The sequence below is a fragment of the Mycobacterium sp. MS1601 genome (genome assembly GCF_001984215.1).
Taxonomy (GTDB): Bacteria; Actinomycetota; Actinomycetes; order Mycobacteriales; family Mycobacteriaceae; genus Mycobacterium.
In genome coordinates this window covers 4,767,492-4,793,408 of record NZ_CP019420.1, presented here as the reverse complement: position 1 = coordinate 4,793,408, position 25,917 = coordinate 4,767,492, and the positions used below count along the sequence as shown (strand labels likewise).

At 67.6% G+C, this 25,917-nt stretch carries 24 protein-coding genes and 1 pseudogene; 12 read left to right on the top strand and 13 right to left on the bottom strand.

All coding sequences use genetic code 11. The features are described from left to right. Positions 1-150 precede the first annotated feature (150 nt). Complete coding sequence (locus BVC93_RS34145; protein ID WP_083739497.1) at positions 151-384, bottom strand: hypothetical protein; 234 nt, start codon at positions 382-384, stop codon at positions 151-153. A 120-nt stretch (positions 385-504) separates the two neighbouring features. Here BVC93_RS34145 and BVC93_RS23120 point away from each other — a divergent pair, with 120 nt between their 5' ends. Beyond that, the gene (locus BVC93_RS23120; protein ID WP_236950480.1) at positions 505-2,328 is read left to right on the top strand and encodes a DEDD exonuclease domain-containing protein; all 1,824 of its coding nucleotides are present in this window, start codon (positions 505-507) and stop codon (positions 2,326-2,328) included. On the opposite strand, the gene trpD is transcribed toward BVC93_RS23120, so the two are convergent. Then, entirely contained in the window at positions 2,312-3,373 is a 1,062-nt protein-coding gene (gene trpD / locus BVC93_RS34140; RefSeq protein WP_236950085.1) for an anthranilate phosphoribosyltransferase, read from the bottom strand. The two genes, BVC93_RS23120 and trpD, sit on opposite strands and share 17 nt — an antisense overlap. A 135-nt stretch (positions 3,374-3,508) precedes the next feature. Here trpD and ctaE point away from each other — a divergent pair, with 135 nt between their 5' ends. Genes ctaE through qcrB form a run of 4 tightly spaced genes read left to right on the top strand, consistent with a single transcriptional unit; the run spans position 3,509 to position 7,801 of the window. After that, complete coding sequence (ctaE, locus tag BVC93_RS23110; RefSeq protein ID WP_083739496.1) at positions 3,509-4,120, top strand: aa3-type cytochrome oxidase subunit III; 612 nt, start codon at positions 3,509-3,511, stop codon at positions 4,118-4,120. Next, positions 4,117-4,998 carry a cytochrome bc1 complex diheme cytochrome c subunit gene (qcrC, locus tag BVC93_RS23105; RefSeq protein ID WP_083739495.1) on the top strand — a complete coding sequence of 294 codons (882 nt, stop codon included), beginning with the start codon at positions 4,117-4,119 and terminating at the stop codon, positions 4,996-4,998. The genes ctaE and qcrC overlap by 4 nt, the downstream gene beginning before the upstream one ends. Then, complete coding sequence (gene qcrA / locus BVC93_RS23100) at positions 4,995-6,146, top strand: cytochrome bc1 complex Rieske iron-sulfur subunit (protein WP_083741266.1); 1,152 nt, start codon at positions 4,995-4,997, stop codon at positions 6,144-6,146. The genes qcrC and qcrA overlap by 4 nt, the downstream gene beginning before the upstream one ends. Beyond that, the gene (qcrB, locus tag BVC93_RS23095; protein WP_442929101.1) at positions 6,128-7,801 is read left to right on the top strand and encodes a cytochrome bc1 complex cytochrome b subunit; all 1,674 of its coding nucleotides are present in this window, start codon (positions 6,128-6,130) and stop codon (positions 7,799-7,801) included. The genes qcrA and qcrB overlap by 19 nt, the downstream gene beginning before the upstream one ends. Positions 7,802-8,041: 240 nt before the next feature. Here the strand turns inward: qcrB and BVC93_RS23090 are convergent, their stop codons facing one another. The 4 genes from BVC93_RS23090 to ctaC all read right to left on the bottom strand — a co-directional run bounded on the left by BVC93_RS23090 (position 8,042) and on the right by ctaC (position 11,174). Further along, complete coding sequence (locus tag BVC93_RS23090; RefSeq protein WP_236950084.1) at positions 8,042-8,653, bottom strand: DUF2561 family protein; 612 nt, start codon at positions 8,651-8,653, stop codon at positions 8,042-8,044. A gap of 23 nt (positions 8,654-8,676) precedes the next feature. Next, positions 8,677-9,558, bottom strand: a complete 882-nt coding sequence (locus BVC93_RS23085; protein WP_083739493.1) for an MmpS family transport accessory protein — start codon at positions 9,556-9,558, stop codon at positions 8,677-8,679. A gap of 109 nt (positions 9,559-9,667) precedes the next feature. After that, entirely contained in the window at positions 9,668-10,087 is a 420-nt protein-coding gene (locus tag BVC93_RS23080) for a cytochrome c oxidase subunit 4 (protein ID WP_083739492.1), read from the bottom strand. 28 nt (positions 10,088-10,115) lie between these two features. Continuing rightward, positions 10,116-11,174 carry an aa3-type cytochrome oxidase subunit II gene (gene ctaC / locus BVC93_RS23075; protein WP_083741264.1) on the bottom strand — a complete coding sequence of 353 codons (1,059 nt, stop codon included), beginning with the start codon at positions 11,172-11,174 and terminating at the stop codon, positions 10,116-10,118. Positions 11,175-11,325: 151 nt separating this feature from the next. On the opposite strand from ctaC, the pseudogene asnB reads away from it, so the two are divergent. Beyond that, a pseudogene (gene asnB, locus BVC93_RS23070) lies at positions 11,326-13,265 on the top strand (asparagine synthase (glutamine-hydrolyzing)). A 10-nt stretch (positions 13,266-13,275) separates the two neighbouring features. Here the strand turns inward: asnB and BVC93_RS23065 are convergent. Next, positions 13,276-14,250 carry a carbohydrate kinase family protein gene (locus tag BVC93_RS23065; RefSeq protein ID WP_083741263.1) on the bottom strand — a complete coding sequence of 325 codons (975 nt, stop codon included), beginning with the start codon at positions 14,248-14,250 and terminating at the stop codon, positions 13,276-13,278. Between the two features lie 141 nt (positions 14,251-14,391). Here BVC93_RS23065 and BVC93_RS23060 point away from each other — a divergent pair, with 141 nt between their 5' ends. Beyond that, positions 14,392-15,096, top strand: coding sequence for an Rv0361 family membrane protein (locus BVC93_RS23060; protein WP_083739491.1), 705 nt, complete (start codon positions 14,392-14,394; stop codon positions 15,094-15,096). A 39-nt stretch (positions 15,097-15,135) separates the two neighbouring features. Here BVC93_RS23060 and BVC93_RS23055 read toward each other — a convergent pair whose 3' ends face one another. Next, on the bottom strand, positions 15,136-15,495 hold the full coding sequence (locus tag BVC93_RS23055) for a HesB/IscA family protein (protein ID WP_083739490.1): 360 nt from the start codon (positions 15,493-15,495) through the stop codon (positions 15,136-15,138). Positions 15,496-15,678: 183 nt separating this feature from the next. After that, entirely contained in the window at positions 15,679-16,791 is a 1,113-nt protein-coding gene (locus BVC93_RS23050; protein WP_083739489.1) for a glycerate kinase family protein, read from the bottom strand. Positions 16,792-16,862: 71 nt separating this feature from the next. Here BVC93_RS23050 and BVC93_RS23045 point away from each other — a divergent pair, with 71 nt between their 5' ends. The 4 genes from BVC93_RS23045 to BVC93_RS23030 are packed head-to-tail and all read left to right on the top strand — an operon-like array spanning position 16,863 to position 19,849. Then, the gene (locus BVC93_RS23045) at positions 16,863-17,531 is read left to right on the top strand and encodes a DUF3043 domain-containing protein (protein WP_083739488.1); all 669 of its coding nucleotides are present in this window, start codon (positions 16,863-16,865) and stop codon (positions 17,529-17,531) included. A 9-nt stretch (positions 17,532-17,540) separates the two neighbouring features. Further along, entirely contained in the window at positions 17,541-18,071 is a 531-nt protein-coding gene (locus tag BVC93_RS23040) for a bifunctional adenosylcobinamide kinase/adenosylcobinamide-phosphate guanylyltransferase (RefSeq protein ID WP_083739487.1), read from the top strand. Next, on the top strand, positions 18,072-19,133 hold the full coding sequence (gene cobT / locus BVC93_RS23035) for a nicotinate-nucleotide--dimethylbenzimidazole phosphoribosyltransferase (RefSeq protein ID WP_083739486.1): 1,062 nt from the start codon (positions 18,072-18,074) through the stop codon (positions 19,131-19,133). Next, entirely contained in the window at positions 19,130-19,849 is a 720-nt protein-coding gene (locus tag BVC93_RS23030) for an adenosylcobinamide-GDP ribazoletransferase (RefSeq protein ID WP_083739485.1), read from the top strand. The genes cobT and BVC93_RS23030 overlap by 4 nt, the downstream gene beginning before the upstream one ends. A gap of 6 nt (positions 19,850-19,855) precedes the next feature. Here the strand turns inward: BVC93_RS23030 and BVC93_RS23025 are convergent, their stop codons facing one another. Then, positions 19,856-20,974: a branched-chain amino acid aminotransferase gene (locus tag BVC93_RS23025; protein ID WP_083739484.1), complete on the bottom strand. Its 1,119-nt coding sequence runs from the start codon at positions 20,972-20,974 to the stop codon at positions 19,856-19,858. A gap of 23 nt (positions 20,975-20,997) precedes the next feature. Then, positions 20,998-22,116, bottom strand: coding sequence for a glycine cleavage system aminomethyltransferase GcvT (gcvT, locus tag BVC93_RS23020; protein ID WP_192860076.1), 1,119 nt, complete (start codon positions 22,114-22,116; stop codon positions 20,998-21,000). A gap of 30 nt (positions 22,117-22,146) precedes the next feature. Between gcvT and BVC93_RS23015 the strand changes: the two genes are divergently transcribed. Next, a complete protein-coding gene (locus BVC93_RS23015; protein WP_083739483.1) occupies positions 22,147-23,655 on the top strand; it encodes a leucyl aminopeptidase in 1,509 nt (502 codons plus the stop codon). On the opposite strand, the gene BVC93_RS23010 is transcribed toward BVC93_RS23015, so the two are convergent. Beyond that, positions 23,652-25,397, bottom strand: a complete 1,746-nt coding sequence (locus BVC93_RS23010) for an SDR family oxidoreductase (protein WP_083739482.1) — start codon at positions 25,395-25,397, stop codon at positions 23,652-23,654. The two genes, BVC93_RS23015 and BVC93_RS23010, sit on opposite strands and share 4 nt — an antisense overlap. Before the next feature lie 151 nt (positions 25,398-25,548). Beyond that, entirely contained in the window at positions 25,549-25,899 is a 351-nt protein-coding gene (locus tag BVC93_RS23005; protein WP_083739481.1) for an oxidoreductase, read from the bottom strand. Positions 25,900-25,917 lie beyond the last annotated feature (18 nt).

Here is a 25,917-nt window from a genome sequence, read left to right as displayed (position 1 = left end):
TTAAACTGCCTTCGAAGTGCCGCTGTTCGCGCCACCGCCGAATCGCCTTTAGGTCTCAGATAGGTTACGAAACGGCATCGGCGTTGTCCAACAGGAGACGCAAATTTAACAGCCCTACTGGCAGTTGTCGCGTTCTCCTTCCAGCGCGCCTCAGGCTACCCCCGGTTTCTGTCCGCGATGGACAGGCACGAGCCGCAAGCGTGGCGCCATTCCGACCTCCGCAAGCACCTCCAGCGCCGCACGTTCATCAGCCAGCAAACTATCTGGAACACCCAGAAGAACGCTGACCACACAATCTCGACATCCTGGGCCACGAACCGCACAGTCGTCGCAGTCGATGATCACCGGTTCCCCGTTGTCCGGTGGACGTCCTGCAGTTCCCATTTCTCGGTCCTCTCGATTCGACTCGGTGTGTTGGTGGCGCTCACGCTAAACGGGCCCACCGACAAGTTCGGACCACATTGCGGCCACGCCGGTGACGCGCCGAGCCGCCGTTACCACGCGATGTCGGTGCGACCTCCTAGCGTCACGTCGTGTGAACGTCGGGCGCAGCGCGCAGTTGAGCTTCGCGGACATCGATCCGTCCGCCGATCTGGCGCTGCGCGACACCACGTTCGTCGTGGTCGATCTCGAAACCACCGGAGGTCGGGCCGTGGCCCGCGGAATCGGCGCCCCAGTGACGCCATCACCGAGATCGGTGCGGTCAAAGTGCGCGGAGGCGCCGTCCTCGGAGAATTTGCCACACTCGTCGATCCGGGTCGGTCCATCCCGCCTCAGATCATGCAGTTGACCGGCATCACCACCGCCATGGTCCGCGATGCGCCGCCCATCTCGACGGTGTTGCCGATGTTCCTGGAGTTCTGCCGGGGAGCGGTCCTGGTGGCCCACAACGCCGGTTTCGACATCGGCTTCCTCAAGGCGGCCGCCGAACAGTGTGAGTTGGTCTGGCCGCGGCCACCGGTGCTGTGCACCGTGCGACTGGCCCGGCGGGTTCTGACCAAGGACGAGGCACCCAGCGTGCGACTGTCCGCGCTCGCACAGCTGTTCCGGTCGGGCACCGAGCCCACCCACCGCGCGCTCGACGACGCCCGCGCCACCGTCGACGTCCTGCACGGGTTGATCGCCAGGGTGGGCAATCAGGGCATTCACACCTACTCACAGCTGCGCTCGTATCTGCCGAACGCCACCCCGACACAACGGCGCAAACGGGTCCTTGCCGCCGGGGTGCCCGATACGCCGGGCGTCTACCTCTTCCGTGGGCCCGCAGACGAGGTGCTCTACGTCGGCACGGCGGTCAACCTGCACCGCAGGGTCAGCCAGTACTTCAACGGTGCCGATCCGCGTACCCGCATGAAGGAGATGGTGGCGCTCGCGCAGTCCGTCGACCACATCGAATGCGCCCACGCGCTGGAGGCCGGGGTCCGCGAACTGAGGCTGCTGGCCGCGCACGCGCCGCCCTACAACCGGAGGTCGAAGTTCCCACACCGATGGTGGTGGCTGGCGCTGTCGGACGAGGCGTTCCCGCGCTGGACGGTGGTGCGGGCGCCGGGCAGCCGCGCCTGCGTCGGCCCCTTCCGCGCTCGCTCCGACGCCGTCGACACCGGCGCGCTGCTGGCCCGCTTCAGCGGCATCCGCACGTGCACACAGCGCCTTGCCCGCGCCGCGTTGCACACCTGCCCGGAACGAGAAGTCTCCCCCTGCCCGGCACCGCGCGACATCGGGGCAGCGGACTACGCGACGACTGTGCTGCGGGCCGCTGAGCTCATCACGGGCTCACACTCGGCGGCCTTCGACGCCGCGACAGCTCACATCGCCGCGTTGGCCGAGCGTGGGCACTTCGAGAGTGCAGCCAGGCTGCGCGACCACACCGCCACAGCCGTCGACGTGCTGTGGCGCGGACAACGGCTGCATGCTCTGTCCACGGTGGCGGAGATGGTGGCCGCGCAGCCCGACGGTGCGGGCGGTTGGCATCTGGCGGTGATCCGGCACGGCCGCCTGGCCGCGGCCGGAACGGCACGGCGCGGTGTGCCGCCGATGCCGGTGGTGGACGCGGTGTGCGCAGGGGCGCAGACCGTGCTGCCCGAGGCGGCGCCGCTGGGTGGCGCGCTGGTCGAAGAGACCGCACTGCTGGTGCGCTGGCTGGCCACACCGGGAACCCGCATGGTGCGGACCACCGACGGCTGGGCGTCGCCCGCGCAGTCAGCGGGCCGCTGGGCGGGGTGGGCGGCCACCGCACGCTCGGCGCGACTGGCTGCCGAGCAAACGGCCGCCGAGGACTATGCCGATCTGCTCACCCCGGTGCGGAAGGGCTTCAGAGCTTCTGGGTGAACTTCACCCACCTGGACAGCAACTGTTCGGCGGCTCCCGAGTCGATGGCCTTGGCGGCGCGCTCGAGTCCGCTCTCCCAGGCCGGCAGCCACTCTGCGCTGGCGGTCAGCCCGGCATGGGCCACCATCGCACCCGCGGCGTTCAGGATCACCGCGTCGCGCACCGGCCCCGGAGCCCCGGCGAACACCGAACGCGCTTCGGCGGCATTGCTCTGCGCGTCGCCGCCCAACAGCTCGGCCAGCTGTGCCCGGGGGAACCCGAAACCGGCCGGGTCGAACGTCAGCCGGTCGATGGTGCCCGCCTGTACCCGGAAGATCGTCGACGTGGTGGTGGTGGTCAGCTCGTCGAGGCCGTCGTCGCCGTGCACCACCAGCACGCTGGAGCGGCGGGCGGCGAACACGCCCGCCATCACCTCGGCCAGGTCACCGAACGCGCAGCCGATCAGCCCGGCCCTCGGTCCAGCCGGATTGGTCAGCGGTCCAAGCAGATTGAAGACCGTCGGCACACCGATCTCACGGCGGGCGGCGCCGGCGTGGCGCAGCGACGGATGGAACTGCGGAGCGAAACAGAACCCGATGCCCACCTCGGCGACGCAGCGGGCCACCTCTTCGGGCCCCAGATCGATCCGCACCCCGAGCGCCTCGAGGGTGTCGGCGCCGCCGGACAACGACGACGCGGCCCGGTTGCCGTGCTTGATCACCTTGACACCCGCGGCCGCCACCACGATGGCGGCCATGGTGGAGAGGTTGACGGTGTTGGCGCCGTCACCTCCGGTACCCACCACGTCGACGGTGTCGGTGCCGAATGATTCGGTAGGGACCTTGCGGGCGTGCGACAACATGGTGTCGGCCAGCTCGCTGACCTCGGCTGCGGTGGGCCGTTTGATCTTCATGGCCACCCCGAAGGCCGCGATCTGGGCAGGAGTGGCGGCGCCGGTCATGATCTGTTCCATCGCCCACGCGGCCTGGCCCGTCGCCAGGGGCTGGGAATCGGTCAAGCGGGCCAGGATCAGCGGCCACGTGGGCGAGGAATCAGAAGCAATCACGGGCCGATATTCCCACGTCGGCCGAGACACGCCGAAAGCGCCCGGGGATCTTTGGCCCTCTTATCAGGAAGTCACTTGTTACCAAACCCCTCCCCGGGTGGAGTTCGACAACTACAAAGCGTCATACTTCTTGATGTGACGAGCGCTGTAGGGAGTTCGGGAACCGCCATCACGTCGCGGATTCATTCGCTGAACAGGCCGAATATGGTCAGTGTCGGCACCATTGTGTGGTTGTCGAGTGAGCTGATGTTCTTCGCCGGCCTCTTCGCGATGTACTTCACCGCCAGGGCCCAGGCCGGCGGTGACTGGCCACCGGCGCCCACCGAGCTGAACCTGTACCTCGCGGTGCCGGTGACCCTGGTCCTGATCGCCTCGTCGTTCACCTGCCAGATGGGCGTCTTCGCCGCCGAGCGCGGTGACGTCTTCGGTCTGCGCCGGTGGTACACCCTGACGCTGGCGATGGGCACCTTCTTCGTGCTCGGCCAGGGCTACGAGTACTACCACTTGGTACACACCGGAACCACCATCCCGGGCAGCGCCTACGGCACGGTGTTCTACCTCGCCACCGGCTTCCACGGCCTGCACGTGATCGGCGGTCTGGTCGCGTTCGTCTTCCTGCTGGCACGCACCCGGATGGCCAAGTTCACGCCCGCCCAGGCCACCGCGGCGATCGTCGTGTCCTACTACTGGCACTTTGTCGACATCGTGTGGATCGCGCTGTTCGCCGTGATCTATTTCGTCCGATGACATCCAACTCTCAGCGCAGCAGCCCGACGAACAGGAGTGCTCGGTTGAAGATCTCGCGGTTGACCAGGACCGGCTCGCCGAAGTCCAAGCGGCGCACCCGCCGTCGGCTCACAGCTGGCCTGCTGCTGCTGATCGCGTTGACGATGGCCGGCGGACTGGCCGCCATCCTCACCCCCAAGCCGCAGGTCGCGGTCGCCGACGAGTCTGCGTCGGCACTGCTGCGCACCGGCGAGCAGCTCTATGACACCTCGTGCATCTCTTGCCACGGCGCCAACCTGCAGGGCGTCGCCGACCGTGGCCCCAGCCTGGTGGGTGTCGGCGAGGCTGCCGTCTACTTCCAGGTGTCCACCGGTCGTATGCCCGCGATGAGCCTCAATGCCCAGGCCCCGGCGAAACCGCCGAACTTCGACGAGGCGCAGATCGACGCCCTCGGCGCCTTCGTCCAGGCCAACGGCGGCGGCCCCATGGTGGTACGCGACGAGAACGGCCAGATCGCCCAGGAATCGCTGACCCACGGCAACGTGGCTCGCGGTGGCGACCTGTTCCGCCTGAACTGCGCGTCCTGCCACAACTTCACCGGCAAGGGTGGCGCGCTGTCCTCCGGCAAGTACGCACCCGATCTCGGTGACGCCAACCCGCAGCAGATCTACACCGCCATGCTGACCGGCCCGCAGAACATGCCGAAGTTCTCCGACCGCCAGCTCACCCCGGAGGAGAAGGCGGACATCGTCTCCTACGTCCGCGGAGCGTCCGAGACCCCCAGCCCGGGCGGTTACGGCCTCGGCGGGTTCGGCCCCACGTCTGAAGGCATGGCGGCATGGATTATCGGCATGGTCGCCATCATCGGCGTGGCGATGTGGATCGGGGCAAGGGCATGAGCATCGACAAACCAGATGAGCTCACCGACGAGCAGCTCGCACAGATGTCGCGCGAGGAGCTATTGGCCCTCGGCGGCAAGCTCGACGGTGTCGACATCGTCTTCAAGGAAAAGCGTTGGCCCGTCGAGGGAACCAAGGCAGAGAAGCGGGCCGAGCGCACCGTCGCCTACTGGCTGATGCTGGGCGGCGTCGCCGGCCTGGCGCTGCTGCTGGTGTTCCTGTTCTGGCCGTGGGAGTACGACCCGGACAGCATGTGGTACAACCTGGCCACCCCGATGTACGGCCTGACTTTCGGGCTGTCGATCCTGGCCATCGGTGTGGGCGCGGTGTTGTTCCAGAAGAAGTTCATCCCCGAAGAGATCACCATCCAGGACCGCCACGACGGCGCCTCCTCGGAGCTGCAGCGCAAGACCGTGGTGGCCAACCTGACCGACGCCCTCGAGGGCTCGACCATCAGACGCCGCAAGATGATCGGCATCTCGATGGGTCTGGGCCTGGGCGCCTTCGGTGCCGGCACCCTGGTCGCCCTCATCGGCGGCCTGATCAAGAACCCGTGGAAGCCCGTGGTGCCCACCGCCGACGGCCCCAAGGCCGTGTTGTGGACGTCGGGCTGGACCCCGCGGTTCCACGGCGAGACCATCTGGCTGGCCCGTGCCACCGGTGACGCCCACTCCCCGTTCATCAAGATGCGTCCCGAAGATCTGGACGCCGGTGGCATGGAGACCGTGTTCCCGTGGCGGGAATCCGACGGTGACGGAACCACTGTGGAGTCGCACCACACGCTGGCCGCCATCCAGATGGGCGTCCGCAACCCGGTGATGCTCATCCGCATCAAGCCGCAGGACATGTCCAAGGTGGTCAAGCGTCAGGGTCAGGAGAGCTTCAACTTCGGCGACTTCTTCGCCTACACGAAGGTCTGCTCACACCTGGGCTGCCCGTCCTCGCTCTACGAGCAGCAGACCTACCGCATCCTGTGCCCGTGCCACCAGTCGCAGTTCGACGCGTTGCACTTCGCGAAACCCATTTTCGGCCCAGCCGCGCGCGCGTTGGCGCAGCTTCCCATCACCATCGACTCCGACGGATACCTGGTTGCCAACGGCGACTTCATCGAGCCCGTCGGACCTGCCTTCTGGGAGCGGAGATCATGAGTCCGAAACTCGCTGACACGTTGGCCAAGCAGGGCGATGCGATCGATTCGCGGTATCACCCGTCGGCGGCGGTGCGGCGCGGGATCCTGAACAAGGTCTTCCCCACCCACTGGTCGTTCCTGCTGGGTGAGATCGCGCTGTACAGCTTCATCATCCTGCTGCTCACCGGCATCTGGCTGACGCTGTTCTTCGATCCGTCCATGGCCGAGGTCACGTACAACGGCGTCTACGAGCCACTTCGCGGCATCCAGATGTCGAAGGCCTACGAGTCGGCGCTGAACATCAGCTTCGAGGTGCGTGGCGGTCTGTTCGTCCGCCAGGTCCACCACTGGGCCGCGCTGCTGTTCGCCGCGTCGATCATGGTGCACCTGGCCCGCATCTTCTTCACCGGTGCGTTCCGCCGCCCGCGTGAGGCCAACTGGATCATCGGCTCGCTGCTGCTGATCCTGGCGATGTTCGAGGGCTTCTTCGGTTACTCGCTGCCCGACGATCTGCTCTCCGGCACCGGCCTGCGCGCTGCGTTCTCCGGCATCACGATGAGCGTCCCCGTCATCGGCACCTGGCTGCACTGGGCACTGTTCGGCGGCGATTTTCCCGGCACGATCATCATCCCGCGCCTGTACGCCCTGCACATCCTGCTGATCCCCGGCATCATGCTGGCGTTGATCGGCGCGCACCTGGCGCTGGTCTGGTTCCAGAAGCACACCCAGTTCCCCGGCCCCGGCCGCACCGAGAAGAACGTCGTCGGTGTGCGAGTCATGCCGGTGTTCGCCGTCAAGTCCGGCGCCTTCTTCGCGATGACGGTCGGCATCCTGGGCCTGATGGGTGGCCTGCTGCAGATCAACCCGATCTGGGACCTTGGCCCCTACAAGCCGTCCATGGTGTCGGCCGGTAGCCAGCCGGACTTCTACATGATGTGGACCGACGGCCTGATCCGTATCTGGCCGGCGTGGGAGTTCTACATCGGCAACTACACCATCCCCCAGCCGTTCTGGATCGCGATCCTGATGGGTCTGGTGTTCACCCTGCTGATCGCGTGGCCATTCCTGGAGAAGCGCTTCACCGGCGACGACGCGCACCACAACCTGTTGCAGCGGCCGCGTGACGCTCCGGTCCGTACCGCCATCGGCGCCATGGCCATTGCGTTCTACATCCTGATGACCTTCGCGTGCATGAACGACATCATCGCGCTGAAGTTCCACATCTCGCTCAACGCGACCACGTGGATCGCCCGCATCGCCATGGTGATCCTGCCGCCGATCGTCTACTTCGTGACCTACCGGTGGGCCGTGGCGCTGCAGCGTGCCGACCGCGCGGTGCTCGAACACGGCATCGAGACGGGCATCATCAAGCGGCTGCCGCACGGTGCGTACGTCGAACTGCACCAGCCGATCGGCCCGGTCGACGACCACGGCCACCCGATCCCGCTCGAGTACCAGGGTGCCGCGGTGCCGAAGAAGATGAACAAGCTGGGCTCCGGCGGTGCGCCGGGTCGTGGCAACTTCCTCTTCCCGGATCCGGTGTCCGAGGATTCGGCACTCACCGAGGCCGAGCACGCGTCGCACCACCGGGCGCTCACGGCGCTCAAGGAGTACCAGGACAACGAGCACGGCACCAACGGCTCGTCGGACGGCCACAGCAACGGTCATCACTGACCGAGAATCGACGCCACATGGCGGCAAGCACTCCCGGTGCTTGCCGCCATGTTTTTGTTGTGGAGGGCCCGATCGGTGGCCCCGCAATTCCAGACGTAAGCCACTGCGACCTGCCCCGGCGTGTTGTCGCAACCAGTTACGTGTCGCAGGACCCATCGGGCGCAGAGTTGGTGTGGCTCAACCTCGCAACCAGTTACGTCCCACAGGACCCATCGGGCCCAGAGTTGGTGTGGCTCAAGCTCACTGGGCCTCGGAGGCGAGCCGCCCCCTCAGCTGACGCAGATACGTCAGCGGGATGGCGATCATCGCCACGGTGATGACGCCTGCCACGCCGTAGACCACCCAGGACGCGGTGATCTTGTCCGAAGCCATCAGGTAGGTGGCCACGGCCACCGCCACGTAGGCCAGCCCGACAGCAGTGAGAACTCCTAGCCCACATCGCAGCCACATCCGGTCCAGGAAGGTCACCGAGATGGCGGAGCTGGAGTGCCGGGCCGGTGTCGGCCCCGGGTAGTCGGGTGGATCCTGATCGACCAGCATGGCGCGCGCCTGCACCGTTTTGGGGCCCGGACGCGGCGGCGGAGCAGGCTCCTCGACGGCACGCCGGGCACGCAGCAGCAGCGGCACCGCCAGCACAATCACCGCGGCCGACACACCGATGACCGTGTAGAGCAGCCACGGCGTTCCCGGATCCGACACCGGCCCGGGTGAGTGCGCCACGCCGAGGTCCACCAGGGCCACTCCGGCCGCCACGGCGACGCCAAGGGCGACCAGCCAGGTGACGGCGCACGCCACCATCACGCCACGGTCGACGAGCTCGGGCGAGTCCGAGAATTTGGGGCTCCAGGCCACTTAATTACCCCCCGATGTGATGCTCAGCAACTGGTCTGAGCCGCGTTGCCGTTGTTCGACGACAACACGGTGCCGTCGCTGGTGGTGATGGAGCAGTTGAGCCGGCTGACCAGGAACAGACTGGACGCCTGTACCGATCCGACCTCGGACTGCGAGATGGGCGTCACGGTCAGCGACCACGGGATGTAGACGTTGCGCTGGGTGCGACTGCGCCCGGAGGCGTCGATGTAGGTCACGGAGATCACGTCACCTGGCGCCTTGGTGCCGGTGATCGAGTAGGTGACCTGCCGCGGCCCTGGTGGCGCCGTGGTGGTCGGCGGAGGGGGCGGCGCCTCGGTGGTCTCCGGCGCAGGCGGCGGAGGTTCCTCGGTGGGTGGCGGAGGGGGTGGCGGCGGCTCCGGTGTGACGGTGACCGTCTCCGGCGGAGGAGGCGGCGGCGGAGGCGGAGGAGGCTCCTCCGTCGTCGTCGGAGGCGGCGGAGGGGGTGGCGTGGTGGTGATGATCTCGTCCTGCACCGGCGGCCTGGTGGTGGTGGACGTGTCTGGGTTGGCAAGATCGTCGGTGTTGGTGCTGGTCACCAGCAACGACACGGAGACCACCAGGGAGATTGCGGCGACGATCGCGGTGATACCCACCACCCACGGCCAGCGCGGGGGCTTGCCGTCCTCGGCCGTGGCGCCGCCGTCGTAGCTGTCGTAGTCGTAGAGATGCGGATCAGCGGGCACGTAAGGCCCGGTGGTGAACTGCTCGGATTCCGGGGCGGAGTAAGCGCGTGACGGGAACTCGGCGGGAACCAGATCGGTTCCGTACTCCGTGCTGCTGAGATCCTCGTTGAACCCGTCAGGGTTCGACGAGGTGCCCTCGTCGTCCCCGGAATCCGCCCCCGGAGGATTCGGCCCGCTCATGTCCGCCTGTCCTTCTGAAGTCCATCATCCACTCGTGCCTGGGCAACACTACCCAACCGATGCGGTGGGACGATCGCGACAGACCGAGGACAGCTCAGCCGGTCGAGCTTCAGTGCTTCTCGGGGCCCCAGTAGTACTCGAAGACCAGGCCGCCGGCGGTGAACAACACGAAGCAGACACCGGCGACAATGAGCCACGGCAGCCACAGCGCGGCGCCCACAGCGGCAGTGGAGAAGGACAGCGCAATCAGGATCGGCCACCAGCTGTGCGGGCTGAAGAAGCCCAGCTCGCCGGCGCCGTCACTGATCTCGGCGTCTTCGTAGTCCTCGGGCCGGGTGTCCAGGCGCCGGGCGACAAAACGGAAGAAGGTGCCGATGATCAACGACAGGCCCGCGGTGAGCACCAGTGCGGTGGTCCCGGCCCACTCGATGCCGCCGAGGGCGTAGAAGTGGGTCAGGGAGCCGTACACCACGGCCGCGATGACACAGAAAGCGGTCAGGATCTCGAACAGCCGGGCTTCGATATGCATGCTGGATTCCTCTCAGTCCTGCTGCCGGTCAGTTCCGCACGGGGGGCGCCTGCTCACCGCGGCGCGTGTCGAACGGCCGGGTGGTGATGGCAACCGGGTCCTGGCCGATGGCCTGCAACGCCTCGGCGTTGGTGGCGTTCGGATTGTCGATGCGGTACTGCAGGTAGGCCTTGAAGTCGTTGGGCTCCACCACGCGCACCTCGAAGTTCATCATCGAGTGGTAGGTGCCGCACATCTCGGTGCAACGACCGACGAAGGCGCCCGTCTCCAGGATCTCGCTGATCTGGAAGACGTTGTCGGAGTTGTTCTCCTTCGGGTTGGGCAGCACGTCCCGTTTGAACAGGAACTCTGGCACCCAGAACCCGTGGATGACGTCGGCCGAGGCGATCTGGAACTCGACGCGCTTGCCGGTGGGCAGTACCAGGACCGGGATCTCGTCGCTGGTGCCCAGCGTCTCGACGTCGTCGAAGTTCAGGTAGGTACGGTCCTCGGGGTTCTTGCCCGCGAGCGCGCCGCGGATCTCGTGCTCGCCGCCTTCGGCGTGGGTGTCACCCTCGCCCGGCTCGGGAGCAGAGGCCATGGCCTCCTTGCGCTCGTTGTCCACACCGTCGTAGTCGAAGGTGCCGTCGGCGAAGGCGACCTTCTGGTAGCCGAACTTCCAGTTCCACTGGAAGGCGGTGACGTCGATGACGACCTCGGGGTTGGGCTCCTTGGCCAGCATCGTCTCCTGCACCACCACCGTGAAGTAGAACAGCACCGAGATGATGAGGAACGGGATCACCGTGAGGACGAGCTCCAGCGGCATGTTGTAGCCGAACTGCCGGGGCAGCTCGGTGTCGGTGGCCTTCTTGCGGTGGAACACCGAGGTCCAGAACAGCAGCAGGTAAACGATTCCGCCGACGACGAAGGACGCCGCGACCGAACCGATCCACAGTTCACGGTTGAGATGAGCCTCGGGGGTGATGCCCTTGGGCCACCCAAGGGCGAGCGCGTCGGTGAGGCTGCAGCCGCTGAGAACAAAGGCCAGCGCACCGAACGTGACCGCCAAAGCCAACACCCTGAGCCGACGAGAACGGCCGGTCTTCACGCTGGCGCCTCCTGTGGTTCGGTCCGCTGGGAATTCCACCGCGGGCACGGCGGATTTCCGTCGAATACTACGCAGCGTAGACCACGCCCACTAGCCGAGCCGAAGCACCTCACCGCTTGTGTTTCGCCGCCGCTTGGCATACTTGGCGGCGATGTGCGGACTGGTAGCTCTGCTGTGTGATTCGGCCCGGCCCGTCACACCCGAAATAGTCGATGCGGTGGCCGGCGCGTCCCATCTGATGCGACACCGCGGACCCGACGAACCGGGCACCTGGTCCGACGACCACGTGGTGCTGGGATTCAACCGGCTCTCGATCATCGACATCGCGCATTCCCACCAGCCGCTGCGCTGGGGTCCACCCGAAGCGCCGGACCGCTACGTGCTGGTGTTCAACGGCGAGATCTACAACTACCTGGAACTACGCGAGGCCCTGCGCACCGAGTTCGGCGCCAGTTTCCACACCGAGGGCGACGGCGAGGCCATCATCGCCGCGTACCACCACTGGGGTGTCGACGCGTTGCCGCGGCTACGCGGCATGTTCGCCTTCGCGCTGTGGGACACCAGCACCGGTGAGCTGTTCTGCGCGCGGGACCCGTTCGGCATCAAACCGCTGTTCATGGCCACCGGCCCCGGTGGCACCGCGGTGGGCAGCGAGAAGAAGTGCCTGACCGATCTGTCCGGGGTGCTCGGTATCGACGTCGGCGACACCGGCCTCGACGAGCGCGCCGTTCAGCACTACACCGTGCTGCAGTACGTGCCCGAACCCGAGACCCTGCACCGGCAGGTGCGTCGGCTCGAGTCAGGCTGTTATGCCCGGATCTCCCCGGCTCCGCCCCGCGGGTGTCGCGGTACTTCACGCCGAAGTTCCCGGTGGTGCCTTTCACGAGCGGAGCCGAGCAGGCCCGCTACGACGAGATCACCGCCGTCCTCGAGGACTCGGTGGCCAAACACATGCGCGCCGACGTCACCGTCGGCGCGTTCCTGTCCGGAGGCATCGACTCCACCGCGATCGCCGCGCTGGCCATTCGACACAACCCGCGGCTGATCACCTTCACCACCGGGTTCGAACGAGAGGGCTTCTCCGAGGTCGACGTCGCCATCGCGTCCGCCGAGGCGATCGGAGCCCGGCACGTGGCAAAGGTGGTCAGTCCTGCCGAGTTCGTCGCGGCCTTACCCGAGATCGTCTGGTATCTCGACGAACCCGTCGCAGATCCGGCTCTGGTGCCGCTGTACTTCATCGCCAAGGAAGCCCGTAAGCACGTCAAGGTGGTGCTGTCCGGCGAGGGCGCCGACGAGTTGTTCGGCGGCTACACCATCTACCGGGAACCCTTGTCGCTCAAGGCTTTCGACTATCTCCCGCGCCCGGTGCGACGGTCTTTGGGCCGGGTGTCCCAGCCGCTGCCCGAGGGAATGCGCGGCAAGAGCCTGCTGCACCGCGGCTCGCAGACACTCGAGCAGCGCTATTACGGCAATGCCCGCAGCTTCTCCGACGCCCAACTGCGCGCAGTGCTGCCGGGGTTCCGCACCGACTGGACGCACACCGACGTCACGGCCGAGATCTACCGGCAGTCGGCCGGCTGGGATCCGGTGGCCCGGATGCAGCACCTGGATCTGTTCACCTGGTTGCGCGGCGACATCTTGGTCAAGGCCGACAAGATGACGATGGCCAACTCACTGGAGCTGCGGGTGCCGTTTCTGGATCCCGAGGTGTTCGCGGTGGCGTCGCGGCTGCCGCTGGAGCAGAAGATCACCCGGACCACGACGAAGTACGCGCTGCGCCGCGCGCTCGAGCCGATCGTGCCCGCCCATGTGCTGCACCGGGCGAAACTCGGCTTCCCCGTGCCGATCCGGCATTGGCTGCGGGCCGGCGAACTGCTGGAGTGGGCATACGCCATGACGCACACCTCGCAGGCGGGGGCGCTGGTGGATCTCGCGGGCGTGCAGCGCATGCTCGAGGAGCATCGCACCGGCGTCAGCGATCACAGCCGCAGGCTCTGGACCGTGCTGATCTTCATGCTGTGGCACGCGATCTTCATCGAGGGCTCGATCACCCCGCAGATCGACGAGCCGGTTTACCCCGTCGAACTCTAGATTCCACGAATCACAGCAAGGCGGCGGCGATCTCGGATTCGGCTTCCGTGCCGTAGGCCTCGGCGATCCGCGGCAGCGCGGCGGCCTTGTTCCAGGTCCACTCCTGCGGGCCCGGCGCCTCCAGCACCAGAGTGGCCACCAGTGAGGCCAGCTGCGCGGAGCGCTCCAGGCTCAAACCGGCGCTGCGCCCGGTCAGGAACCCGGCACGGAACGCGTCGCCGATACCCGTCGGATCGGCCTTGTGGGTCTCGGGTACCGCGTCGACGTGGACGAAGGTGCCGTCGCGACCCACCAGGTCGACGCCCTTCTCCCCCAGTGTGGTGACCCGCAGCCCGATCTGGGACATCACCTCGGCCTCGGACCAGCCGGACTTCTGCAGCAGCAGGTCCCACTCGTAGTCGTTGGTGAACAGATAGGTGGCGCCGTCGATGAGCCTGCGGATCTCCTCGCGGTTGAGCCGGGCCAGCTGCTGCGACGGGTCCGCCGCGAAAGCCAGTCCGAGAGTTCGACATTCCTCGGTGTGCAGGAACATCGCCTCCGGGTCGTTGGCGCCCACGATCACCAGATCAGGAGTGCTGTTGCCGTCCAGCAACTTGGCCAGGGAGATGTTGCGGGCCTCGGACATCGCGCCGGGATAGAACGACGCAAGCTGTGCCATGTCCTGGTCGGTGGTGCACACAAACCGTGCGGTGTAGGCGCTGTCGGAGACCAGCACCTGTGAGCAGTCCACGCCGTTGGACTCCAGCCACTGCCGGTAGTCGTCGAAGTCGGAGCCGACGGCACCCACCAGAGTGGGGCTGCCACCGAGGATCCCGATGGCGTAGGCCATGTTGCCCGCGACGCCGCCGCGGTGCATCACCAAGTCGTCGACGAGGAAGCTCAGGGAGACCTTCTGCAGGTGTTCGGCGAGCAGCTGTTCGGCGAAGCGACCAGGAAAACGCATCAGATGATCCGTTGCGATCGATCCGGTCACGGCAATGCTCACCAGCAGCTCCATCCGATTTTCGTGGCGTTTTCAGGGCAGGCCCATCTGACACTACCGCTGCCCTCACATCCGATCATCTCCTCCCTGGTGCGATAACCTGGCCGTCCACGCGATGTAACAGGGTCTACCTCGGGAGAAAACATGTCCGGCCTCTACCCGCCGCACCAGGGTGTCGGCGCGCCGGGCCCCGACCCCAGGCCCGAACAGCCCGCATACAACCCCAACTTCGGCGGGGCCTGGGGCCCCTACCGTCCGCCGGAACCGCCACCGAATGCGTCGTCGTTCCACACCGGACCGATCTCGGTGCCCTACCCCGGCTCGCCGCCCGGTCCCGTGCCTCCCGGGGCGCCCTACCCGAAACGGGGCCGGTGGAAGCCGATCGTGGCGGCCGTGGTGGCGGTGGCGGTGATCGGCGCCGTGGTCGCGGCAGTGGCGTTGGTGGGTCGCGGCGACGACGCCCGTGGCGCGGTACTGAACAACACAAGCGCACAGGCGGCCATCCAGAACTACCTCGACGCGCTGTCCGACGGTGACCTGCAAGCGATTTCGCGCAACACGTTGTGTGGGCTGTACGACGGAGTGAAGGACCGGCGTGCCGACGACGCCTTGGCGCGGCTGAGCAGTGACGCGTTCCAGAAGCAGTTCTCCAGCGCCCACGTGACCGGTGTCGACACCATGGTGTTCGCCTCACCGAGCAGCGCGCAGGTGTTGTTCAGCATGCAGGTGGTGCCGGCCACCGGTAACCGGGGCGGTGATGACACCCGTCAGGGTGTGGCGCAGCTGCTGGCGTTCGGCGACGAGGTGCTGGTGTGCTCGTACGTTCTACGCACAGCGGGCACGTTCTAGCGCTGCTAGAACGTGCCCGGCTGAAGTTGGATCAGAGAATCAGTTGAACGAGTCGCCGCAGGCGCACGAGCCGGTGGCGTTGGGGTTGTCGATGGTGAAGCCCTGCTTTTCGATGGTGTCGACGAAGTCGATGGTGGCACCCTGGATGTAGGGGGCACTCATCCGGTCGACGGTCAGGTTGACTCCACCGAATTCGACGACGAGATCACCGTCGAGGGTGCGGTCGTCGAAGAACAGGTTGTACCGCAGGCCGGCACAGCCACCCGGCTGGACCGCGATGCGCAGCGCCAGGTCGTCACGGCCCTCCTGATCGAGAAGTGACTTGGCCTTGGCCGCCGCGGCGTCCGTCAGGATCGCGCCGTGGGTTTCGGTGGTCACCGACTCGTGCTGAACAGTCATTGCGTCTCCCTCGTGACGAGCATGTAGTGGGCCACAGCCCAATATGTGCAACTGTACGTTGTTTCTCCGCTATTCCCGATCTCTGCCGCAATTCCCAGTCGCGCGTAGCGTTGCGATGTCCGTCCGCTATTCCCGATCTCTGCCGCAATTCCCAGTCGCGCGTAGCGTTGCGATGTCCGTCCGCTATTCCCGATCTCTGCCGAGTTCTGCGGCCGTCTTTCGCGCCAGCCCCGCCAGCTGGTTGGCCGCGTCGTCGATGGCCACCTGCACGGATCCGGCGAACTCGGCGACAGCGAACGCCGCGGCGATCCCCGCCTTCCGCAGCGCGTCGCTTCCCAAGGTCACCTGCCCGGCCAGAACCAGCACCGGGATCTGGTGCGCTCCGGCCCCGTTCGACAGCGCGCTGACCACTTTTCCGTGCAGTGACTGGTCATCGAAGCGGCCCTCGCCGGTGATCACCAGTTCGGCCACGGCCACATCGTCGGCAAGGCGGGTGTGTTCGGCGATGATGGCCGCACCGGACTCGCGGTGTCCACCCAGTGCCAGCAGTGCGGCACCGAGGCCGCCCGCGGCACCCGCTCCCGCCTCACCGGAGACGGGACGCCCCGCCGCCGCATCCAGTTCAGCACCCCATTCGGTGAGTCGCTGTTCCAACAGCTCGACAGTGGCGGGATCGGCACCCTTCTGCGGACCGAAGACGGTCGCCGCACCCATGCGGCCCAGCAGCGGATGCTCGACATCTGAGGCGACGATGAGGTCCACGTCTGCCAGTCGGGCACGGGCGGCTTCCAGGCCGCCGAGTGCCTCGATCATGCCGCGGCCGCCATCGGTGGTGCTGCTGCCGCCCAAGCCCACGGCGATGCGGGTGGCACCGGCCGCCAGTGCCGCGTCCACGAGTTGGCCGACGCCGTAGGTATGGGCCGCCAGCGCGGTCTGCACCGTCGGCGGTCCCCCGAGCAGGGTCAGACCGCACGCCTGCGCACACTCGATGTACGCGGTGGGACGGGTGGGGTCGGTGATGCGGTCGAACACCCACTCGGCGTCCACCGAACCTTCACCGGGCGGGTCCAGCGGCCCGCACACCCGGCTGTGCCGGAGTTCGCCGAGCCTGCTGGCCAGCACACCGACAAACCCCGGCCCGCCGTCGGACTGCGGGGCCAGCGTCAACTCATCGCCGGGGCGGGATTGCTGCCAGCCCACTGCGATGGCCTGCGCGGCCTCCACCGCGGTCAGCGTGTCGCCGAAACAGTCGGGTGCGATCAACACTCTGAGAGCTGAATCTTGTGTGACCGTCATGAGTGCAGATTAAGGCGCGGGTGATGCCGGTGCATTTCCGGGCACGGGCGTATCCCAAGTAACCTGGCTGTGTGAAACTGCTGGGCCGCAAGAAAGACGACGGAGACTCCGACGATGTCACAGCATCGACGTCGGACGTGATCGACACCTCCAGCGAGGTGACCACACCCGGCACCGCCCCCAAGGGCAGGCCCACGCCCAAACGTGACAGCACCAAGCGGCGCGGCCCCGTGGCGCCCGCGCCGATGACCACCAAGGAGGCCAGGGCTCGCCGCAAGGCGATGGCCGGTCCCAAGCTGTCGAAGGAAGAGCGCAAGATCGAACGCGCCGAGCGGCGGGCGGTCACCAACGAGCGCCGCGAACGGATGATGGCCGGCGAAGAGGCCTACCTGCTGCCCCGCGACCAGGGTCCGGTGCGCCGCTATGCGCGTGACATCGTCGACTCGCGGCGCAACCTGCTCGGCCTGTTCATGCCGGCCGCGCTGTTCCTCATCTTCGTGATGCTGGCAGTGCCGCAGGTGCAGTACTACATCTCTCCCGCCATGCTGATTTTGATGGCGATCATGGCCATCGACGGCATCCTGCTGGCCCGCAAGGTCAACAACGCGGTGGACGTGAAGTTCCCGGACAACACCGAGGGCCGCGTCAAGCTCGGCTTCTATGCGGCCGGGCGGGCCTCGCAGCTGCGCCGGATGCGGGCGCCGCGGCCGATGGTCAACCGCGGCGACAAAGTCGTCTGACCCCGGTCGGTGCGCACGCTGGTGCTCGGCGGTATCCGATCGGGCAAATCACGCTGGGCCGAGCAGGCCATCGCCGAATCCGCAGGCGACGCCCCGGTGCGTTACCTGGCTACCGGTCCGATTTCTGACGACGAGAGTTGGTCGGCCCGGGTGGCCGCCCATCAACTGCGCCGTCCGACGCACTGGGAGACCGCCGAGACCTCCGATGTCACCGCACAGTTGCACGCCCACCGAGGTACGGCAACGCTGGTTGACGATGTCGGCAACTGGCTGACGGCGGCAATGGATCGCGCTGGAGCCTGGGCCGGCGCCCCCGTCACCGAGGACACCGACGCGCTGGTATCGGCGGTCGAAGTGTTCGGTTCACCGTTGGTGCTGGTGAGTCCCGAGGTGGGCCTGACGCTGGTGCCCGACACCGAGGCCGGGCGGCGTTTCGCCGATGCACTGGGCACACTGAACCAACGGTTGGCCGCGGTATGCGACCGGGTGGTCCTGGTGGTCGCCGGCCAGCCGCTGACCGTCAAGCCACAGAGGTCCTAGATGGATTCCGCCTCGATGTTCCCCCGGGTTGTCGCACCTGATGCCGAGGCAGCGGCCGCCGCCCTGGCCCGCCAGGAGACGCTGACCAAGCCCCATGGCGCACTGGGCCGGCTCGAAGCACTCTCAGTGTGGGCATCTGCATGTCAAGGCGTCTGTCCGCCAACACAATTCGAACGCGCGCGGGTGGTGGTGTTCGCCGGCGATCACGGTGTCGCCGCGGCCGGGGTGTCGGCCTATCCGCCTGAGGTCACCGCACAGATGGTCGCCAACATCGTTGCGGGCGGCGCGGCGGTCAACGTGCTGGCCGAGGTGGCCGGGGCATCGGTACGGGTGGTCGACGTGGCCGTGGACGACGACAGCACAGGTGAATACAAGATCAGGCGCTCCAGCGGCAACGTCGCCGCCGAGGACGCGCTCACCGAGGAGCAGACGGTCGCGGCCGTCCAGGCCGGCGCGCGGATCGCCGACGAGGAAGTGGACGCCGGTGCCGACCTGCTGATCGCGGGCGACATGGGAATCGGAAACACCACGCCGGCAACGGTTCTGATCGCAACCCTGACCAACACCGAACCGGTGGTGGCAGTGGGTCGCGGCACCGGCATCGATGATCTGGGCTGGCGTCGCAAGACCGCCGCGATACGCGACGCGATGTACCGGGCGCACCGCGACCGCTTCGACACCCTGGCGCTGCTGCGTGTCGCCGGAGGTGCAGACCTGGCGGCGACGGCCGGCTTCCTGGCCCAGGCGGCCATCCGACGCACGCCGGTACTGCTCGACGGCGTGGTGGTGACCGCTGCCGCGCTGGCCGCCGAGCGGTTGGCGCCGGGCGCGCGGGCCTGGTGGCAGGCTGGGCACCGCTCCACCGAACCGGCGCACACACTGGCGCTGACACAGCTCGAACTCGAACCGATTGTCGATCTTCAGATGCGCCTCGGCGAGGGCACCGGAGCTGTTGTCGCACTGTCAGTGGTGCGTGCCGCCGTCGCGACGCTGGCGCACATGGCGACCTTCGACTCGGCCGGTGTCACCAGTGGCCAGGAATCAGATCCGGCTTCATCGTGATGCGCGCTGTGGCCGGCGCGTTCTCGTTCGCGACGGTGCTACCGATCCGCACGCAGGCCCCGATCGGCCGGGGAGCGCTGACCGCGCTGCCGCTGGTCGGCATCACCTTGGGGGTGCTGGCCGCTGCGGTGAACCACGGCGCCGCAACGCTGTTCGGCGGAATCGTGCCAGGACTGCTGGCGGTGGCGGTGCTGCTGTTGGCCACCCGCGGCCTGCACATCGATGGGCTGTCCGACACGGTGGACGGCCTCGGCTGCTACGGGCCGCCCGAGCGCGCACTGGCGGTGATGCACGGCGGTACGGCCGGCCCGTTCGGAGTGGCCGCGGTGGTGCTGGTGATCACCGTGCAAGCGGCGACGTTCTCGGCGCTGGACCCGGTGGCCATCGTCGTCGCTGTCTCCGCGGGCCGGGTGGCGGCGGTGTTGGCGTGCCGTCAGTCGGTCCCCGCCGCCCCGGGCAGTTCACTCGGCGGCGCGGTGGCAGGTTCCCAGCCGGTCTGGGTGGCGGCGGTCTGGGTGGCGGCGCTGGCATGGTTCGCCACCTTTGCCGCGCCGCTGCCATGGCAAGGACCGGTGACGGTCGTGGTGGCGCTGGCGGTGAGCATCGCGCTGGTGGCCCACTGCGTGCGCAGGTTCGGCGGAATCACCGGCGACGTACTGGGTTTCGCTATCGAGGTGACGACGACGCTGGTGGCGCTGGGTTTGCTGGCCGGGTAGGCGGCGTCAGCCCAGCCGGGCCATCCAACCGTGGGTGTCGGCGAACGTGCCGCGCTGGATGCCGGTCAAGGTGTCACGCAGTGCCATGGTGACCTCACCCGGTTCGCCGTCGGCAACGGTGAATTCGCCGTCTCCGTACTTCACCTGCGACACCGGCGTGATCACCGCGGCGGTACCGCAGGCGAACACCTCGGTGATCTCACCGGTGGCCGCCCCCTTGCGCCACTCCTCGACGTCGATCTTGCGCTCCTCGACGGCGAAGCCGGCGTCGGTTGCCAACTGCAACAACGAATCCCGCGTGATTCCCGGCAGTAGTGAGCCCGACAGCTCCGGTGTCACCAGCCTCGCGGAACCGCCGCTGCCGAACACGAAGAACAGGTTCATCCCGCCCATCTCTTCGACGTAGCGGCGCTCGATGGCGTCCAGCCACACCACCTGATCGCAACCGTGCTCGGCGGCTTCCGCCTGCGCCAGCAGCGAGGCGGCGTAGTTGCCGCCGAACTTGGCCGCGCCGGTGCCGCCCGGACTGGCCCGCACGTAATCGGTGGACAACCAGACGCTGACCGGTTTGATGCCGCCCTTGAAGTAGGCCCCGGCCGGCGAGGCGATCAGCAGGTAACGGTACTCGGTGGCCGGCCGGACGCCCAGCCCCGGTTCGGTGGCAATGATGAAGGGCCGCAGGTACAGCGACTCCTCACCACCGGCGGGCGGAACCCATGCCGCGTCGACGGCGATCAGTTGGCGCAGCGACTCGATGAACACGTCCTCGGGCAGCTCCGGGATGGCGAGCCGGCGGCAGGAGCGCTGCAGACGTGCCGCGTTGGCCTCCGGACGGAACGAGACGATGACATTCTCGCCGGCGTCCCCCTTCCAGCGGTAGGCCTTGAGCCCCTCGAACACTTCCTGGGCGTAGTGCAACACCACGGCCGACGGGTCCAGGGTGATGGGACCGTACGGCAGCACCTGGGCGTTGTGCCAACCACGGCCCTCGGTGTAGTCGATGGACACCATGTGATCGGTGAAGTAGCCACCGAACCCCGGATCCTTCAGAATCCCGGCCCGTACCTCGTCACTTGCCGGTGTGGTGTTGCGGGCAAGAGAGAATTCGAGGTGGCCGATGGTCATGCACCAGATTGTATAACTGCGCGCTAGCGGGTTTTGACTGCGACGAACGGTGGCTTGACCACTTCGCATTCGACGGCACGGCCGCGGACGTCGACGGTCACGTGCGCGCCGTCCTCGATTCCCGCCTTGGCGTCCAACAACGCCAGCGCGATGCCCGCCTTCAGGGTCGGCGAGAACGTCCCCGACGTCGTGACGCCGACGGCCGTGTCCCCGTCGAGCACCGTCAGATCCGGTCGTAGGACTCCACGGCCCAGCACCTTCAGCCCGCGCAGCAGCCGCGCCGGCCCGGCTTCCTTCTCCGCGAGCAAGGCATCGCGACCCCAGAACGCATCCTTCTTCCAGCCGATGGCCCAGCCGGTCCGAGCCTGCAGCGGCGAGATGTCCAGCGACAGCTCGTGCCCGTGCAGCGGGTAGCCCATCTCGGTGCGCAGGGTGTCGCGGGCACCGAGCCCGGCGAGTTCACCGCCGCGCGCCTTCACCTGTTCCACGAGTGCGTCGAACACCACCGCAGCCTGATCCCACGACGGCAGCAGCTCGAATCCGTGCTCACCGGTGTAGCCCGTGCGGCACACCCGCACCGGCACTCCGGCGTACTCGGCATCGGCGTAACCCATGTAGTCCATGTCGGTCGGCAGGCCCAACGCAGCCAGCACGTCACCGGACTCTGGACCCTGCACAGCCAGCACAGCGAACGACCGGTGCTCGTCGGTGATCGTCAGCCCCTCCGGCGCAACGGCTTTCAGCGCAGCCACCACCGCGGCGGTGTTGGCGGCGTTGGGCACCAGGAAGATCTCGTCGTCGCTGACGTAGTAGGCGATCAGGTCGTCGATCACGCCGCCGGTCTCGGTGCAGCACAGCGTGTACTGCGCCTTGCCGGGGCCGATCCGGCGCAGGTCGTTGGTCAGTGCCGAGTTGACGAATTCCGCGGCGCCGGGACCTTTGACCAGCGCCTTGCCGAGGTGGCTGACGTCGAACAGTCCGACGACGTTGCGGGTGGCGTTGTGTTCGGTGACGGTGCCCGCGTAGGACACCGGCATCAGCCAACCGCCGAACTCGGCAAAGCTGGCACCCAACGCTCGGTGACGGTCTTCCAGCGGTCCTCGCAGCTGGCTGGCGGAATCAGGTGAAGTCACGATCCACACCCTAGTAGCACGGTGGTTAGGGTGAACCCCGTGAGCACCGCACCCGGTTACCAGTCCCCCACCGTCACCGTCACCACGTCACTGCCCAAACGCGGCACCGGGTCGGCCGTACTGATCGTCGGCGTCACCAACGCCGACGATGCCGGCCCCACGGTGGTGCCCAACCCGTTCCTGGATGCCGAGGCCGTCGGCGAGATCGAGGTGGCGCTGACCGCACTGGGCGCCAAGGGCGCAGCGGAGTCGGTGACACGACTGGTGGTGCCGTCGCTGTCGGTGGCCAGCGTGCTGGCCGTCGGGCTGGGCAAGGCCCGCGACGAGTGGCCGTCGGATCTGATCCGCAAGGCCTCCGGTACCGCCGCCCGCTCCCTCAACGGCACCGAGGCGGTGATCACCACGCTGTCGGAGCTGGATCTCGAGGCGGCCATCGAGGGCCTGATCCTGGGCGCCTACCGGTTCAGCGACTTCCGTAGTGCCAAGACCTCGCCGAAAGACGCGGGTCTGAGCAAGATCACGGCGCTCAGTACCGCCAAGGCGGCCAAGGCGGCGGCGGCCCACGCCACCGCCGTCGCGACCGCGGTGGCCACCGCCCGCGACTTCGTCAACACCCCGCCCAACGCCCTGTACCCGGATGAATTCGCCAAGCGCGCCAGGGCTTTCGGTGAGGCGGCGGGCCTCACGGTGGAGATTCTCGATGAGGTGGCGCTGGCCAAGAAAGGCTACGGCGGCATCATCGGTGTCGGGCAGGGCTCGTCTCGGCCGCCGCGGCTGGTCCGGCTGAGCCACAAGTCCGGCAAGCGCAAGGCCAAGAAGGTGGCGCTGGTCGGCAAGGGCATCACCTTCGACACCGGCGGCATCTCGATCAAGCCCGCCGCCTCCATGCATCACATGACTTCTGACATGGGCGGCGCTGCCGCCGTCATCGCCACGGTGGCATTGGCCGCGCAACTGGAGTTGCCGGTGGACGTCACCGCCACGGTGCCGATGGCCGAGAACATGCCGTCGGCCACCGCGCAGCGCCCCGGTGACGTGCTGACCCAGTACGGCGGGACGACGGTGGAGGTGCTCAACACCGACGCCGAGGGCCGGTTGATCCTGGCCGACGCCATCGTGCGGGCGTGTGAGGACAACCCCGACTATCTGATCGAGACGTCGACGCTGACCGGCGCGCAGACCGTCGCGCTGGGTGCCCGGTACCCGGGCGTGATGGGCAGCGACGACTTCCGGGACCGAGTGGCCTCGATCTCGCAGGCGGTGGGCGAGAACGGCTGGCCGATGCCGCTGCCCGACGAACTCAAGGACGATCTCAAGTCGCAGGTTGCGGATCTGGCCAACATCAGCGGGCAGCGCTTCGCCGGCATGCTGGTGGCCGGGGTGTTCCTTCGGGAGTTCGTCGCCGAGGGCGTGCAGTGGGCACACCTGGACGTCGCAGGCCCGGCCTACAACACCGGCGGCCCATGGGGTTACACCGGCAAGGGCGGCACCGGCGTGCCGACACGGACCATGTTCGCGGTGCTGGAAGACATCGCCGAAAACGGCTAGACGAGCTTGCCCCGGGCGGTGCTGCGCAGGATCTGCGGCGCCACCCGGGCGACGCCGTAGACCAGGTGCGCCTCGGGGGTGACGGGCCGTACCGCCGTGTTCTTGTGTACCGATGCGATGATGGCCGCCGCCACCTTCTCCGGCCCGTAGTGCCGGGCGCCGAAGGCCTTCTGCGCCCGCCCGCGGGCGGCCTCGGCGGCCACCACCTTGTCGGCGGGCACGTCGAAGCGGGTGGTGCGCACGATGTCGGTGTCGACCACGCCAGGGCAGATGGTTGTCAAACCGATTCCGGCAGAACTCAGTTCGGCACGCAGACAGTCGGAGAACATGTACACGGCGGCCTTGGACGTGCAGTAGGCGTTCAGGCCCTGCGACGGCGCGTAGGCCGCCATGGAGGCGACGTTGACGATGTGTCCGCCGGTGCCACGGGCCACCAGTCGACCGGCGAAGGCACGGCAGCCGTTCACCACCCCACCGAGGTTGACGTCCAACACACGGTCGAACTGCTCGGCCGGGGTGTCCAGGAAGTCACCGGCCTGCCCGATGCCTGCGTTGTTCACCACCACGTCCGGCACGCCGTGCGCGGTGCACACCTGATCGGCGAAGCGTTCCATCGCACCGGCATCCGAGACGTCCAGCACGTAGGGATGGACCACCCCGCCCGCCGCGGCGATCTGTGCCGCGGTTTCCTTCACCATGTCTTCGTTGATGTCGCTGACCACCACCTCGGCGCCCTGCGCCGCGAATGCCACCGCGGTGGCGCGGCCGATGCCGCTGCCCGCGCCGGTGACCGAGACCAGGGTGTCGCCGAACGGTTTCCGGGGTCGTCCCACCTGCGCACGCAGCAATTCACGCGCGGCCGGAGCGCCGTCGAGGTGCTCGACCAGTTCGGTGACCGCGCGGGCCAGCACCTGCGGGTGCGTCATCGGAGCCCAGTGCCCGGCCATGATGTCGCGGCGCCACAGCCGCGGCGCCCACTGCGACACGGCGTCCAACCCGTGCGGACGCACCACCGGGTCCTTGGTGTTGACGATCAGCTGCACCGGCACGCTGACGTAGTGATCGCTGCGGTACCGCCGCGGCGACTGCCTCACCATGGCGCGGTAGATCTTGAGCGAATTCACCAGATCCGTTGCGGTGGTGTCGCTTCGGAAGCGCTTGGCGCCGTCGGTGAGCAGGACCGTGCCTCGTCGGCCGGAGAACAGCGCGCGCATCACCAGCGGGGTGAGCACCGGCGTCGCCAGCGGGAACATGTACGTCAGCCGCAACAGCCGCTCCGCTGCCTTCAGGAACCGCAGCGGGCGGTGCGGGCGGGCCAGATCGCGCCAGATGGCCGCCTTGTAGTGGTCGGTGCTGGGCCCCGAGACGGAGGTGAACGAGGCCACCCGGTCCCCGGCGCCGGGGCGGCCCAGGTACTCCCAGGTGGCCACGGATCCCCAGTCGTGGCCGAGCACGTGTACCGGCTCCCCGGGCGCCAGGGTGGTGATGACGGCCTCGAGGTCGTCGGCGAAACGTTCCATCCGATAGGCGTCCACCGGTGCGGGCACCGTCGAGGCGCCCACCCCGCGGTTGTCGAAGCGAATGATGCGGAACTTGTCGGCCAGCAGCGGCACCACGCCGTCCCACAGCACGTGGGAGTCCGGCCAACCGTGAGTCAGGACCAACGTGGGCCCGTCCGGATTGCCCTGCTCGTAGGTGGCGATGCGTACGTCGTCAACGCTGTTGATGAACCTCGGCTCCATCGCCCAAGTACCTCATACCGGCGGTACCGGAATCAATAGGCCTTTCGCCGTGGAGCCCACGCACACAATCGCCTCCAGGCGTAAACCTCTGCGCCGCGACACGGCGTGTCGTCGCGAAGGTGTACGTGTCGGCCGCCGTCGCTGCCGAAAGCTAGTCCTCCGCGGCCAGCTCGTCGCGTAGGGCTCGCTTGCGTTCCACCCGGCGGCGGGCGTCGTGGTCGCGCATGCGCTGCGGGTAGCCGACCTTCTGGACGTCGTAGACGGGGATTTTCAGCTGATCGGACAGCCGTCGGGCGCCCTTCTCTCCGCCGACCCGGCGCCGGGTCCATTCGCCGTCGTTGGCGACCAGCACCACCGTTAGCTCGGTAACCGTGGTCTTGGGCTCGACGAAAGCCTCCACACCGCTGTGGGTGGCGACCCATTCGCGCATGTACCGCAGGTCAGCGGCAGGGTCGGTGCCGCGGGCGGTTCCGCTGCGCCGGAACCTGTCGAACAATCCCAACTCGGGTGCACTCCTTGG

What these genes read in the sequence shown, in the direction of transcription:
- BVC93_RS23060 (WP_083739491.1), top strand. Translation starts at nt 14,392, where the DNA reads ATGTCCGGCCTCTACCCGCCGCACCAGGGTGTCGGCGCGCCGGGCCCC.
- BVC93_RS23120 (WP_236950480.1), top strand. Translation starts at nt 505, where the DNA reads ATGTCGGTGCGACCTCCTAGCGTCACGTCGTGTGAACGTCGGGCGCAG.
- BVC93_RS23050 (WP_083739489.1), bottom strand. Translation starts at nt 16,791, where the DNA reads ATGACGGTCACACAAGATTCAGCTCTCAGAGTGTTGATCGCACCCGAC.
- BVC93_RS23085 (WP_083739493.1), bottom strand. Translation starts at nt 9,558, where the DNA reads ATGAGCGGGCCGAATCCTCCGGGGGCGGATTCCGGGGACGACGAGGGC.
- cobT (WP_083739486.1), top strand. Translation starts at nt 18,072, where the DNA reads ATGGATTCCGCCTCGATGTTCCCCCGGGTTGTCGCACCTGATGCCGAG.
- qcrC (WP_083739495.1), top strand. Translation starts at nt 4,117, where the DNA reads ATGACATCCAACTCTCAGCGCAGCAGCCCGACGAACAGGAGTGCTCGG.
- qcrA (WP_083741266.1), top strand. Translation starts at nt 4,995, where the DNA reads ATGAGCATCGACAAACCAGATGAGCTCACCGACGAGCAGCTCGCACAG.
- BVC93_RS23055 (WP_083739490.1), bottom strand. Translation starts at nt 15,495, where the DNA reads ATGACTGTTCAGCACGAGTCGGTGACCACCGAAACCCACGGCGCGATC.
- BVC93_RS34145 (WP_083739497.1), bottom strand. Translation starts at nt 384, where the DNA reads ATGGGAACTGCAGGACGTCCACCGGACAACGGGGAACCGGTGATCATC.
- BVC93_RS23080 (WP_083739492.1), bottom strand. Translation starts at nt 10,087, where the DNA reads ATGCATATCGAAGCCCGGCTGTTCGAGATCCTGACCGCTTTCTGTGTC.
- BVC93_RS23010 (WP_083739482.1), bottom strand. Translation starts at nt 25,397, where the DNA reads ATGGAGCCGAGGTTCATCAACAGCGTTGACGACGTACGCATCGCCACC.
- BVC93_RS23025 (WP_083739484.1), bottom strand. Translation starts at nt 20,974, where the DNA reads ATGACCATCGGCCACCTCGAATTCTCTCTTGCCCGCAACACCACACCG.